Origin of the sequence: Streptomyces sp. NBC_01276 (assembly GCF_041435355.1) — a bacterium.
Taxonomy (GTDB): domain Bacteria; phylum Actinomycetota; class Actinomycetes; order Streptomycetales; family Streptomycetaceae; genus Streptomyces.
Window position 1 is genome coordinate 6369337 of sequence record NZ_CP108442.1, and the last position, 11990, is coordinate 6381326.

Sequence of the window (11990 nt, forward strand, 5' to 3'; positions counted from 1 at the left end):
GCTCCTCTTCAGGGGCCGGTGGGGGCCGGGATCCGCGGCGCGGCCAGGCCCAGGTGGTCGCGCAGGGTGGGGCCGGAGTACTCGCGCCGGAAGACCCCCCGCTCCTGGAGCAGCGGGACGACGGTGTCGGCGAAGCCGTCCAGGCCGCCGGGCGTCAGGTGCGGGACGAGGATGAAACCGTCGGCCGCGTCCTGCTGGACCAGGTCGTCGATCGCGGTGGCGACGGTGGCGGGCGAGCCGATGAAGGTCTGCCGTCCGGTCGTCTCGATCACCAGCTCCCGGATCGACAGCTTCCGGGCGGCGGCCAGCTCCCGCCACTCCCGGGCGGTGGCCTGCGGATCGCGGAACATCCGCACACTGGCCCGGCCGCTCGCCACGGTGTTCTCCCCGGGGACGGGATCGATCTCGGGGAGCGGACCGTCCGGGTCGTACGCGGACAGGTCACGGTTCCAGACGTGCTCCAGGTAGGTGATCGCCGTGGCCCCGCTGACCTGTGCGAGGCGTACCTCGCGGGCCAGTTCCCGGGCGTCGGCGTCGGTGTCACCGAGGACGAAGGTGGCCGCGGGCAGGATCTTCAGCCGGTCCGGGGTGCGGCCGTACCGGGCGAGCCGGCCCTTGACGTCGGAGTAGAAGGCCCGGCCCTCCTCCAGCGTGGCGTACCGGCTGAAGATGGCGTCGGCGTCGGCCGCGGCGAACTCCCGGCCCTCGTCCGAATCGCCCGCCTGGAAGATCACCGGGCGGCCCTGGGGGCTGCGCGGCACGTTGAACCGCCCCGAGATGTCGAACTGTTCGCCCCGGTGGACGAAGGCGCCCGCGCCCGCGTCCCGCAGGAAGACCCCCGACGCCGGGTCGGCGAGGATCTCTCCCCCGTCCCAGGAGTCGAACAGTTCGTGGGCGGTGGCCAGGAACTCGCGTGCCCGCCCGTAGCGTTCCTCGCGCGGCAGGAAGCCGCCGCGCCGGAAGTTCTCGCCGGTGAAGGCGTCCCAGGACGTCACCACGTTCCAGGCGGCCCGGCCGCCCGACAGGTGGTCGAGGGTGGCGAACTGGCGGGCCACCTCGTAGGGCTCGTTGAAGGTGGAGTTGATGGTGCCGGTCAGGCCCAGGTGCCCGGTCACGGCGGCGAGGGCGGAGAGCACCGTGAAGGTGTCGGGCCGGCCGACCACGTCCAGGTCGTAGATCCGGCCGCCCTGTTCGCGCAGCCGCAGTCCCTCGGCGAGGAAGAGGAAGTCGAAGCGGGCGCGTTCGGCGGTCCGCGCGAAGTGGACGAAGGAGTCGAAGTCGATGTGGCTGCCGGCCTCCGGGTGACTCCACACGGTGGTGTTGTTGACCCCGGGGAAGTGCGCGGCCAGATGGATCTGCTTGAGGGGTTTGCCCATGGTGGTACGTGTCCTCCGGGTCGTGGCCGGTACGTGGTGGCCCGTACGTGGTGGCCTCTGCGGCGGTGGCCTCCGTGGTGGTGGTCTCCGCGCGGTGGCCCGCGCGTCGTGCGGTCGCGCCGCCCCGGCCCGGCGGGGCCGCGGCGGGGCGCGGTCAGGCGGCGGGCCGGGCGTAGCGGTTCGCGGGGCGGGGGAGTCCGAGCAGGCCGCGCAGCGAGGCGGCCCCGTAGGAGCGCCGGAAGGCGCCCCGCCGCTGCAGTTCCGGCACCAGGCCGCGGGTGATCGCCGGCAGGTCGTGCGCCAGCACCCCGGGCCGCAGCCGGAAGCCGCTCAGCCCGGCCCGCCGCCAGTCCAGCAGCAGGTCGGCGAGATCGCCGGGCGTACCCGCGAACAGCAGGGCGTCGCCCGTGTACGCCGCACCGTGGACGGAGTCCAGCCGCTGGAGCCGCCGGGTCGCCGCCCCGGGGCGCGCGTCGAGGAAGACGGTCAGCTCCCCGAACACGTGCAGGGGCCGCCCGGCCCGGCCGGCCGCCTCCTGGGCGGCCCGGATCCCGGCCACGGCGGCGCGGGCCTGTCCGGCGTCCCGGGCGGTCACGTACCCGAGGTCGGCGGTCCGGGCGAGCAGCGGGTAGGCCGAGGAGTCGGCCGCCAGGGCGCTCACCGGCGGCTGTCCCTGCGGGGGACGGGGGGTGATCGAGGGGCCGCGGACGCTGAAGTGGGGTCCCTCGAAGTCGATGTGGTGCAGCCGTTCCCGGTCCACGAAGCGGCCCGTGGCCACGTCCCGGATTTCGGCGTCGTCCTCCCAGCTGTCCCACAGCCGCCGCGTCACCTCGACGTGGTCGGCCGCCTCGGCCCACAGGACGCCGGCCGGCTCCGGTGCGGTGCGGCGGCCGAAGTGGCGCGCCTCGTCCGGGCGTTCGGAGATCTGTACGCGCAGTCCGGCCCGGCCGCGGCTGACGTGGTCCAGGGTGGCCACGGCCTTCGAGACGTGGAAGGGCTCGGTGTGCGTGGCGGTCACGCTCGGCACCAGCCCGATGTGCCGGGTCAGCGGCGCGACCCGGGCGGCGACCAGCACCGCGTCGAGCCGGCCCCGGACCAGGTCGGTACGGCCGTCGGCCTCGGCCGGGTCGGTGGACTGCAGGCCGAGCGCGTCCTCGAAGGTGACGAAGTCCAGCAGGCCGGCCTCGGCCTCGGCGACCAGGTCCGCCCAGTAGCGGGCGGTGGTCAACTCGCCTGGCCGGGCGCCGGGTTCGCGCCAGGCGGCCGGATGCCAGCCGGCCCCTTCGAGGGCCACGGCCAGGTGGAGCGGGGCGGGGTCGGATGCGGGCACGGCGGAACTGCCTTCCTGATCGGGCGTGCGGCGGCCGTGGGCGGGGCGCCGCGGCGGCCAAGGACGCGATCAGGGACGACAGAGGGAGGAGCAGACCCGCTGGAGGTCGACGTGGGTGCGCGCGTACAGGCGCACCGGCCGGCGCGGGGCGAGCACGGGAGCCGGACGGAGGGCGGGACGACCGCTGATCTGCCACGTGTTCACCGCCACGGCCTTCCCCCTCCGTCCGTGCTCCCGTTCCACCGACGCTACGGGAGACTCCGGCGGCACTCAATGAACCCCGTGTTAAGCCGTGTCACCCCCGGCGTCCGTCGGCCGCCGCCGGGGTGCGCAGGCCGATGAAGACCGGCTCGCGGCGCAGGGTGAACCCCATCGACTCGTACAGCCGGATGGCGTTGGTGTTCTCGGCGGCCGCGTGCAGGAACGGCGTTTCCCCACGGCCCCGGATCTCCGCGGCGACGGCGCGGACCAGCCGGCCCGCGAGGCCCTGGCCCCGGTGGTCGGGGTGGGTGCAGACGGCGCTGATCTCCGTCCAGCCCGGCGGGTGCATGCGTTCCCCGGCCATCGCGACGAGCCGGCCCTCGTGCCGGATCCCGAGGTACGTGCCCAGCTCGACGGTGCGGGGCAGGAACGGGCCCGGCTCCGTCAGCTCGACCAGCCCCGTCATCTCGGCGACGTCGTCCGGCCCGAGCCGTATGGCCTCCGCAGCGGCCTCTGCCCGGACGCCCCGGCCGTCCAGCTGTACGCCCGGGATGACCCGCACCGTGGTCCAGTCGGGCGGCGGGGTCGGCAGTCCGGTCAGCCACACCGGCTCGTCGGGGCCGATCAGCGCGGCCAGGTCGGCCCAGGCGGCGGGGTCGGCGGGGTCGGCCAGCGCGGCGAACGGGTTCGCGGCCGGCAGGTAGCGGGCGGCCAGCCCGCCGGGGGCGGTCTCGGCGAAGGCCCGGTGGGGGCCGGTCAGAGCCGCCCACACCGGGTTGTCCAGGGCGGCGGCGGGGTGCTCGGTGGGCATCGGGTGCGGGGGTCCTTCCACGGGGGTGTCCAACGGCCGCTGCTGACCGCCTCCTTGACGGCCCCGCACGGCGCCACGAGACTGCGGGGGACAGCGACGGCCAGGGGCAGGGTAAGCCCCGGGGACAGCGGGGGGCAGGTCGATTTCCGTGACACCGGTACAGACGCCCCGGTCCGGCCCGCGCCGCTGGTGGCTGACCCGACGCCTGCACATCGACCTCCTCCGCGTCAGCAGCGCCACCCGGCGCTGACCCCGGCCCCGCGGGCACGCCACCGCGGCACGTCCTCACGGCCCGCCGCCCCTCAGGGCCGGTGCGGCGCCCGTACGCCCCGCCCGCTCGTGCCGGCCCGCGCCACCGCCCGGCCCCTGCCGGTCGGACCGTCCGGCCCGGAGGCGGCGCGGCCCCCGGACCGGCTGTGCCCTGCCAGCGGCGGGCGCCTCGGGGCTCGGCCGGTCCCGCCCGGCCGGGGTCCCTCGTCGGCCGCCACGGGTCGGGCCCGCCGGTCCCGGCCGGGTGCGGGCTGCTCGTGGTCGCCTTCCCGCCCCCCCCGCCAGGGGCGGGCAGTCCCGGCTGGGCCGTCCGGGCCCGTCCCGGCTCGGGTGCGGGCGGCTCGTGCCCACCGTCCCGCCCCCGCCAGGGGCGGCCCGTCGGGCCGTCGTCCAAGGGGCCTCCGCCTGGCCGGGCGGAGGCGCCGCCCCGTATCCCCCCACCCCCCGGCCAGGGGAAACGCATCCGTCCACACCCCCGGAGGGCCACCGTGGTTCCGACCGTCATGCCCCGCACCGCCCCCGTCCCCGCTCCCCGCGGCCGGATCGGGTCCGGGTTCCTCCCGGTGCCGCACCGGTACCACCTCTACCTCGCCGAAGCCTGTCCGCGGTCCCGGCGCGTCCGCACCGCGGTCGCCCTGCTCGGCCTCGCCGACTCCGTCGGGACCACCGTGCTCGCCGCGCCCGCCTCGAACGCCGCCCTGCGCCGCGCCTACGAGGCCGCCGGGCACCACTACGACGGCACCCTCGCCGTGCCCGCCCTCTGCGACACCTGGAGCGGCCGGGTCGTCAGCAACCACACCCCCGACATCCTCGACGACCTCGCCGTCCGCCTCGCCGGCCGCCCCGACCTGGCCCCGCCCGCCCCGTCGGCCTTCTCCTCGGCCGTCCGCGCCCTGCTCGACCCGGACGCCCCGCACGCAGGGCGGTCCGCCGCCCTGGACCTGCTGGAGCACCGGCTCGCCGTCCGCCCGTACGCTCTGGGAGACCGTCCGACCGTCGCCGACGCGGACCTGTGGGTGGCCCTGCTGGACCCCGCCGTCCTGCCCGCGGCCGGCCCGCACCTGCGGGCGTACGTCCGGCGCCTGCGCGCCCATCCGGCCTTCGGGGCGGCCTCCTGAGGCAGCGGCGCAACGAATCGCCGCACACCCCGCAGAACGCGCAACGAATCGATGCGCCCAGCGCAACGCTCACGGCTTGTCCCGGTCGAACGCCCGAACGTACCGTTTTACGACCCCCGCCCCATCTGTCACAGAGGTACGCCCATGCCCCCGCTGCGCACCGCACTCCTCCAGAGCTCCGGACGGCTCGGCGACACCGCCGAGAACCTGAAGCGGCTGGACGAGGCCGCGGCGCGCGCCGCACAGGGCGGGGCCGGGCTCCTCGTGACCTCGGAGATGTTCCTGACCGGCTACGCGCTGGACCTCCAGGACGTCCCCGGCCTCGCCGAAGCGGCCGACGGCCCGTCCGCCGTCGCCATCGGCGAGATCGCCCGCCGCCACGGGATCGCCGTCCTGTACGGCTACCCCGAGAAGGCGGACGGCGCGGTCTTCAACTCGGCGCAGCTCATCGGCCCCGACGGGGCCGCGCTCGCCAACTACCGCAAGACCCACCTCTTCGGCTGCTTCGAGCAGGACGCCTTCACCCCCGGTGACACCCCCGTCGTCCAGGCGGACCTGAACGGCCTGCGCATCGGCATCATGATCTGCTACGACGTGGAGTTCCCCGAGAACGTACGGGCCCACGGGCTGGCCGGGACCGACCTCCTCCTGGTCCCGACCGCCCAGATGCACCCGTTCCAGTTCGTGGCCGAGCAGCTGGTGCCCGTCCGCGCCTTCGAGAACCAGATGTACATCGCGTACGTCAACCGGACCGGCCCCGAGGGCGAGTTCGAGTTCGTCGGCCTCAGCTGCCTCGCCAGTCCCGACGGGGTCACCCGCACCCGGGCCGGGCGCGGCGAGGAGATGGTGTTCGGCGAGGCCGACCCCGAGCTCCTCCGGGCCTCGCGCGAGACCAACCCGTACCTGCGCGACCGCCGCCCCGGGCTCTACGCCTCCCTCGTCTGAGCCCGCCCCGCCGCCAGTCCCGCCGCCCCTGCCCCACCCCGCAAGGAGACGTACCCCCATGACGTCCACGGTGCCCACCACCGCCGTCCCGCACAGCGACGGTCAGCCCCCGATCACCATGTTCGGGCCGGACTTCCCGTACGCGTACGACGACTTCCTCGCCCACCCGGCGGGCCTCGGTCAGATACCGGCGACCGAGCACGGCACCGAGGTCGCCGTGATCGGCGGCGGTCTGTCCGGCATCATCTCCGCCTACGAGCTGATGAAGATGGGCCTCAAGCCCGTCGTCTACGAGGCCGACCAGATCGGCGGCCGGCTGCGCACCGTCGGCTTCGAGGGCGCGGGCACCGAGGGTCTGACCGCGGAGATGGGCGCCATGCGCTTCCCGCCGTCCTCCACCGCCCTCCAGCACTACATCGACCTCGTCGGTCTGGTCACGGAGCCCTTCCCGAACCCGCTCGCCGAGTCCACCCCCTCCACGGTCGTCGACCTCAAGGGCGAGACCCACTACGCCGAGACCATCGCCGACCTCCCGCAGGTCTACCGCGACGTGTCCGCCGCGTGGAACGCCTGCCTGGACGAGGGCGCGGACTTCTCCGACATGAACACCGCGATGCGCGAGCGGGACGTCCCGCGCATCCGCGAGATCTGGGCGAAGCTCGTCGAGAAGCTCGACGACGAGACCTTCTACGGCTTCCTCTGCAAGTCCGAGGCCTTCCAGTCCTTCCGCAAGCGCGAGATCTTCGGCCAGGTCGGCTTCGGCACCGGCGGCTGGGACACCGACTTCCCGAACTCCATCCTGGAGATCCTGCGCGTCGTCTACACCGAGGCGGACGACCACCACCGCGGCATCGTCGGCGGCTCGCAGCAGCTGCCGCTGCGGCTGTGGGAGCGCGAGCCCGAGAAGATCCTGCACTGGGCCCAGGGCACCTCCCTGTCCTCCCTGCACGGGGGCGCCCCGCGCCCGGCGGTGACCCGCCTGCACCGCACCGCCGGCAACCGCATCACGGTCACCGACGCGTCCGGCGACATCCGCACCTACCGCGCCGCGATCTTCACCGCCCAGTCCTGGATGCTCCTGTCCAAGATCGAGTGCGATGACACGCTGTTCCCGATCGACCACTGGACGGCGATCGAGCGCACCCACTACATGGAGTCCAGCAAGCTCTTCATCCCCGTCGACCGGCCGTTCTGGCTGGACAAGGACGAGGAGACGGGCCGCGACGTCATGTCGATGACCCTCACCGACCGCATGACCCGCGGCACCTACCTGCTGGACAACGGCCCGGACCAGCCGGCCGTCATCTGCCTCTCGTACACCTGGTGCGACGACAGCCTCAAGTGGCTGCCGCTGTCCGCGAACGAGCGGATGGAGGTCATGCTGAAGTCCCTCGGCGAGATCTACCCCAAGGTCGACATCCGCCGCCACATCATCGGCAACCCGGTGACCGTGTCCTGGGAGAACGAGCCCTACTTCATGGGCGCGTTCAAGGCGAACCTGCCGGGCCACTACCGCTACCAGCGGCGCCTGTTCACCCACTTCATGCAGGACCGCCTCCCCGAGGACAAGCGCGGCATCTTCCTCGCGGGCGACGACATCTCCTGGACGGCCGGCTGGGCCGAGGGCGCCGTCCAGACCGCCCTGAACGCGGTCTGGGGCGTCATGCACCACCTGGGCGGCTCCACCGACGAGAGCAACCCCGGCCCCGGCGACGTCTACGACGAGATCGCCCCGGTCGAACTCCCCGAGGACTGATCCTCCCCGGGAACCAAGGCCACGGGCCGCCCCCGCGCACGAGCGCGGCGGCGGCCCGTTCTCATGTCCGCCGCCGGTCCTCCTCCTCCGCCCGCGTCCAGATCAGGTGCAGGCGGAGACGGAACGCGGAGCGCACCTCGACGCGCTCCCGCACGTCCGGCAGGCCGGGCGGCCTGCGGCCCAGCCCGAGGCCGCACCCCGCGCACAGGGTGTACCTCCCGTACCCGTCCCCGTCCCATTCCACCGTTCCCCGGCCGGGCCCGCACACGGGGCACGCGCCGTCCCGGCCCTGGTGGCCTTCGGGGTCCGGCCGGCCGCGCATCACGGCGGGCATCACCTCGACGAGCCGGCCGCCGGGATGGAATCCGGGGTCCGGCCAGAACAGCCCCTGCGACGGCGGCGGCGGGTCCGGCCGGCGCACCCCGGCCCGCTTCTGCGCCCGCCGCCCGGTCCGCCAGGAGGCGAGCTCCGCCAGCCACAGCCGCCGCGCCTCGTCGAGCTCCTCCACCGCCCGCACCAGCGACCCGGGGTCCTCGTCCAGGTCGCGCGGGATCCCGGCGCTGCGGCACAGGTGGTGGTAGGTGGCGTAGAAGCCGTACGGGGCGAACTCCGTCAGGCAGGTGCGCAGCGCCGACAGCCTCCGGTACGGCGGGCTGCCGGCGTCGTGCACCCGGAGGCGGTGCGTGGCGAAGCTGGTCATCCGCCGAGGCTAGGACCTGCATGCCGGGATCGCACGGGGTTTCAGGGGCGAGGGCGTGAGCAGGCAGCGGCCGACCAGGCCGACGCCGGAGTCGAGGGACTCGGTGAACTCCTCGGCCAGGTCGGGGGCGTGCCGCAGGGCCCACAGCAGACGGGCCGCCGCCCAGGCCCCGGCCCGCGCGCGCTCCAGGCTCCAGGAGCCGATCAGGTGCGTCAGCGGGTCGGCGACCTCCAGCAGGTCCGGGCCCGGCATCAGGTCCTCCCGGATGCGTTCCTCCAGCGAGACCAGGGTCTCGCCGACCCGGTGGAAGTCGGCTTCGAGGGCCGCGGGCGGGCAGTCCAGGGAGTGGCAGGAGGAGACCACCGCCAGGGCCAGGTCGTGCCCGATGTGGGCGTTGATCCCGGCCAGCGCGTGCTGCAGCGGCCGCACGCCCGGGTGGCGGCGGTACTGGAGCAGCGGGCGCCAGCAGGCCGGTGCCCGCCCGTCCGTCTCCACCGCCGTCAGGTACCGCTCCGCGAACCGCACGCCGAGCGTCTCCGCCCGGCGGGGCGCGGGGAAACCGCCGTGGCCGATCCGGTGGTGGAGGGCCTGGGTGACCGTCAGGTACACCCGGTTGAAGACGGCCACGCCGTCCTGCGCGGGGAGCCGCTCGTCGAGGGCGCGCATCCGCGCGAGTACCGCTTCCATGCCAGGCAGCGTCGCAGCCGGGACGCCGCGCGCGGGGAACTTGGCCGTACGCTTCGCCGGTTCGGGCGAAGCGGGCGTCAACGCGGCGTGTCCGGACCGTCCCGGCCGTCGTCGTAGGCGGAGGTGCCCGAGTCGAGGAGGGGCTCCTGCTTGAGGTGCGCCGGGGCGAAGTGGCGCAGCGCGTGGTAGCCGGTGATCACCACGATCGTGCCGAGCGCGATGCCGCCGAGCTCGAAGGTCTCGGTGAACTGCAGCTTGACGCCGCCGATGCCGATGATGATGCCCGCCGCGGCCGGCACCAGGTTCAGCGGGTTGCGCAGGTCCACCCCGCCGTTGATCCAGATCTGCGCGCCGAGCAGGCCGATCATGCCGTAGAGGATGACGGTGATGCCGCCGAGCACCCCGCCCGGGATCGCGGCGACGACCGCGCCGAACTTCGGGCACAGGCCGAAGAGCAGGGCGAAGCCGGCCGCCGCCCAGTAGGCCGCCGTGGAGTACACGCGGGTGGCGGCCATGACGCCGATGTTCTCGGAGTACGTGGTGTTCGGGGGGCCGCCGACCGCCGTGGAGAGCATGGACGCGGCGCCGTCGGCGGCGATGGCGGTGCCGAGCTTGTCGTCGAGCGGGTCGCCGGTCATCTCGCCGACGGCCTTGATGTGACCGGCGTTCTCGGCGATCAGCGCGATCACCACCGGCAGCGCGATGAGGATCGCCGACCACTCGAACTGCGGGGCGTGGAAGGACGGGAGCCCGATCCAGGCGGCCTCGCCGACGCCCGAGAGGTCCAGGCGCCAGTGGTTCACCGCCTCGGGGCCGCCCGTCGTCGAGTGGATCATCCCGAAGACCAGGTCGAAGATCCAGGAGATCGCGTACCCGAAGACCAGGCCCAGGAAGATGGCGATCCGCGACCAGAAGCCGCGCAGGCAGACCACGGCCATGCCCGTGAACAGCATGGTCAGCAGTGCGGTCCACTGGTCCTGCGGCCAGTACGTCGAGGCCGTCACCGGCGCCAGGTTGAAGCCGATCAGCATCACGACCGCGCCCGTCACCACCGGCGGCATCGCCGCGTGGATGATCCGCGCGCCGAAGCGCTGGACTGCCAGACCCGCCAGGAACAGCGCCACGCCGACCACGAACACCGCGCCCGTGACGACCGCGCTGTCGCCGCCGCCCGCCCGGATCGCGGCGGCGACGCCGACGAAGGAGAGCGAGCAGCCCAGGTAGGAGGGCACCCGGCCGCGCGTGGCGAGCAGGAAGATGACGGTCGCGATGCCCGACATCATGATCGCCAGATTCGGGTCCAGGCCCATGAGGACCGGCGCGACGAAACTGGCGCCGAACATCGCCACGACGTGCTGGGCGCCGAGCCCGGCGGTCCGCGGCCACGACAGCCGCTCGTCCGGCCGCACCACCGCGCCGGGGGCGGGGGTCCGCCCGTCTCCGTGCAGGGTCCAGCGCACGCCGAAGCCCATCTCCCACCACTTCCGTTCCGCCGGGTCGTCGAACATCGTGGCCGGCGCGCCGGTACGACGTGACGACCAGCCGTTATATTACGGCCGCATAGAGGCGGGTTCGTCCTGGTTCGCTGCTCCGGCCGCCCCCGGGGCCTTGCTGCCGCGCAGTACGGCCGCGCCCGCGATCAGGGCGAACGCGAGCAGTGTGACCAGTGCGAAGGAGACCACGAGCGAGGTCGCGTCCGCCACCGCGCCGATCGCCGACGGCGCGACCAGCCCCGAGGTGTACGTGATCGTCGCGACCCCCGCGATGGCCTGCGCCGGGGCCGGCCCGCTGCGCGCCGCCGCCGCGAACGCCAGGGGCACCACCACCGCGATGCCGAGCCCGATCAGCCCGAAGCCGCCCAGGGCCGCTGCCGGATGGCGGACCGTCACCACCAGCAGCCCGCCCGCGGTGGCCAGGACGCCGCCCGCCCGGACCGTGCGCACCGCCCCGAACCGGTCCACCACCCGGTCCCCGGCCAGCCGGGCCAGGGCCATGGTCAGCGCGAACGCGGTCGTCGAGGCGGCGGCCAGGCCCGCGTCGGTGTGCAGCACGTCCCGCAGGTACACGCCCGACCAGTCCAGGCTCGCGCCCTCGGCGAAGACCGCGCAGAATCCGACGAGCCCGATCAGCAGGGCGGACCTCGGCGGCAGCGCGAAGTGCGCGGGGGCCTGCGCGTCCTCGTCGCCGCGCAGGTCCAGCACGCCCCGTACGGCCAGCAGCCCGGCCGCCGTCAGGGCGAGCGCGGCGATCAGGTGGTGCAGCCGGGCGTCGGCCCCCGCGTGCGCCGCGACCGTCCCGGCCGCCGAGCCGAGCAGGGCGCCCACGCTCCACATGCCGTGCAGCGAGGACATGATCGAGCGGCCGAGACGGTTCTCGGTCTCCACGCCGAGCGCGTTCATGGCGACGTCGGCCATGCCCGAGGTGGCTCCGTAGACGAACAGCACGCAGCACAGCACGGCGAAGTCCGGGGCCAGGCTGGGCAGGATCAGGGACAGGGTCCACAGTGCCAGCAGGCCGCGCAGGGCGTTGCGGGCGCCGAACCGGTGGTTGATCCGGCCGGCCAGCGGCATCGCGAGGGCGGCGCCGAGCGCGGGGAAGGCGAGGGCCAGGCCCAGGGTGCCCGCGCTGAGACCGGCGTGCTGCTGGATCCAGGGGATGCGGGTGGCGAAGGATCCGGTGACGGCGCCGTGGGCGCAGAAGACCGCGGCGATGGCGAAGCGGGCATGGCGCAGGCGCGCCGGGCTGGGGCCGGGTTCCCCGGTTCTGGGCCGTGTCATGGGCGTAAACTATCAGGGA

At 74.4% G+C, this 11990-nt stretch carries 12 protein-coding genes; 4 read left to right on the plus strand and 8 right to left on the minus strand.

The window, feature by feature from the left end; all coding sequences use genetic code 11:
• Window positions 1-8: 8 nt before the first annotated feature.
• The 4 genes from OG295_RS28725 to OG295_RS28740 all read right to left on the minus strand — a co-directional run bounded on the left by OG295_RS28725 (window position 9) and on the right by OG295_RS28740 (window position 3718).
• Window positions 9-1376, minus strand: coding sequence for an NtaA/DmoA family FMN-dependent monooxygenase (locus OG295_RS28725; RefSeq protein WP_371679511.1), 1368 nt, complete (start codon window positions 1374-1376; stop codon window positions 9-11).
• A gap of 154 nt (window positions 1377-1530) precedes the next feature.
• Window positions 1531-2706 carry an LLM class flavin-dependent oxidoreductase gene (locus tag OG295_RS28730; protein ID WP_371679512.1) on the minus strand — a complete coding sequence of 392 codons (1176 nt, stop codon included), beginning with the start codon at window positions 2704-2706 and terminating at the stop codon, window positions 1531-1533.
• A 69-nt stretch (window positions 2707-2775) separates the two neighbouring features.
• Window positions 2776-2916 carry a hypothetical protein gene (locus OG295_RS28735; RefSeq protein ID WP_371679513.1) on the minus strand — a complete coding sequence of 47 codons (141 nt, stop codon included), beginning with the start codon at window positions 2914-2916 and terminating at the stop codon, window positions 2776-2778.
• A gap of 85 nt (window positions 2917-3001) precedes the next feature.
• The gene (locus OG295_RS28740; protein WP_371679514.1) at window positions 3002-3718 is read right to left on the minus strand and encodes a GNAT family N-acetyltransferase; all 717 of its coding nucleotides are present in this window, start codon (window positions 3716-3718) and stop codon (window positions 3002-3004) included.
• A gap of 148 nt (window positions 3719-3866) precedes the next feature.
• Between OG295_RS28740 and OG295_RS28745 the strand changes: the two genes are divergently transcribed.
• The 4 genes from OG295_RS28745 to OG295_RS28760 all read left to right on the plus strand — a co-directional run bounded on the left by OG295_RS28745 (window position 3867) and on the right by OG295_RS28760 (window position 7807).
• The gene (locus OG295_RS28745) at window positions 3867-3968 is read left to right on the plus strand and encodes a putative leader peptide (RefSeq protein WP_371679515.1); all 102 of its coding nucleotides are present in this window, start codon (window positions 3867-3869) and stop codon (window positions 3966-3968) included.
• A 523-nt stretch (window positions 3969-4491) separates the two neighbouring features.
• On the plus strand, window positions 4492-5106 hold the full coding sequence (locus tag OG295_RS28750; protein WP_371679516.1) for a cell envelope biogenesis protein OmpA: 615 nt from the start codon (window positions 4492-4494) through the stop codon (window positions 5104-5106).
• A gap of 144 nt (window positions 5107-5250) precedes the next feature.
• Window positions 5251-6051 (plus strand): carbon-nitrogen hydrolase family protein, encoded by an 801-nt coding sequence (locus tag OG295_RS28755; RefSeq protein ID WP_371679517.1) that lies wholly within the window; start codon window positions 5251-5253, stop codon window positions 6049-6051.
• Between the two features lie 58 nt (window positions 6052-6109).
• Window positions 6110-7807: a flavin monoamine oxidase family protein gene (locus OG295_RS28760; RefSeq protein ID WP_371679518.1), complete on the plus strand. Its 1698-nt coding sequence runs from the start codon at window positions 6110-6112 to the stop codon at window positions 7805-7807.
• A gap of 61 nt (window positions 7808-7868) precedes the next feature.
• On the opposite strand, the gene OG295_RS28765 is transcribed toward OG295_RS28760, so the two are convergent.
• The 4 genes from OG295_RS28765 to OG295_RS28780 form a co-directional block, all read right to left on the minus strand.
• Window positions 7869-8507, minus strand: coding sequence for a hypothetical protein (locus OG295_RS28765; RefSeq protein ID WP_371679520.1), 639 nt, complete (start codon window positions 8505-8507; stop codon window positions 7869-7871).
• A gap of 9 nt (window positions 8508-8516) precedes the next feature.
• Complete coding sequence (locus OG295_RS28770) at window positions 8517-9194, minus strand: DUF5995 family protein (RefSeq protein ID WP_371679522.1); 678 nt, start codon at window positions 9192-9194, stop codon at window positions 8517-8519.
• 77 nt (window positions 9195-9271) lie between these two features.
• Window positions 9272-10666: a uracil-xanthine permease family protein gene (locus OG295_RS28775; RefSeq protein ID WP_371681341.1), complete on the minus strand. Its 1395-nt coding sequence runs from the start codon at window positions 10664-10666 to the stop codon at window positions 9272-9274.
• A gap of 78 nt (window positions 10667-10744) precedes the next feature.
• Entirely contained in the window at window positions 10745-11971 is a 1227-nt protein-coding gene (locus OG295_RS28780; protein ID WP_371679523.1) for an MFS transporter, read from the minus strand.
• Between the last annotated feature and the right edge of the window lie 19 nt (window positions 11972-11990).

What these genes read in the sequence shown, in the direction of transcription:
- OG295_RS28725 (WP_371679511.1), bottom strand. Translation starts at nt 1,376, where the DNA reads ATGGGCAAACCCCTCAAGCAGATCCATCTGGCCGCGCACTTCCCCGGG.
- OG295_RS28740 (WP_371679514.1), bottom strand. Translation starts at nt 3,718, where the DNA reads ATGCCCACCGAGCACCCCGCCGCCGCCCTGGACAACCCGGTGTGGGCG.
- OG295_RS28750 (WP_371679516.1), top strand. Translation starts at nt 4,492, where the DNA reads ATGCCCCGCACCGCCCCCGTCCCCGCTCCCCGCGGCCGGATCGGGTCC.
- OG295_RS28755 (WP_371679517.1), top strand. Translation starts at nt 5,251, where the DNA reads ATGCCCCCGCTGCGCACCGCACTCCTCCAGAGCTCCGGACGGCTCGGC.
- OG295_RS28760 (WP_371679518.1), top strand. Translation starts at nt 6,110, where the DNA reads ATGACGTCCACGGTGCCCACCACCGCCGTCCCGCACAGCGACGGTCAG.
- OG295_RS28765 (WP_371679520.1), bottom strand. Translation starts at nt 8,507, where the DNA reads ATGACCAGCTTCGCCACGCACCGCCTCCGGGTGCACGACGCCGGCAGC.
- OG295_RS28770 (WP_371679522.1), bottom strand. Translation starts at nt 9,194, where the DNA reads ATGGAAGCGGTACTCGCGCGGATGCGCGCCCTCGACGAGCGGCTCCCC.
- OG295_RS28775 (WP_371681341.1), bottom strand. Translation starts at nt 10,666, where the DNA reads ATGGGCTTCGGCGTGCGCTGGACCCTGCACGGAGACGGGCGGACCCCC.
- OG295_RS28780 (WP_371679523.1), bottom strand. Translation starts at nt 11,971, where the DNA reads ATGACACGGCCCAGAACCGGGGAACCCGGCCCCAGCCCGGCGCGCCTG.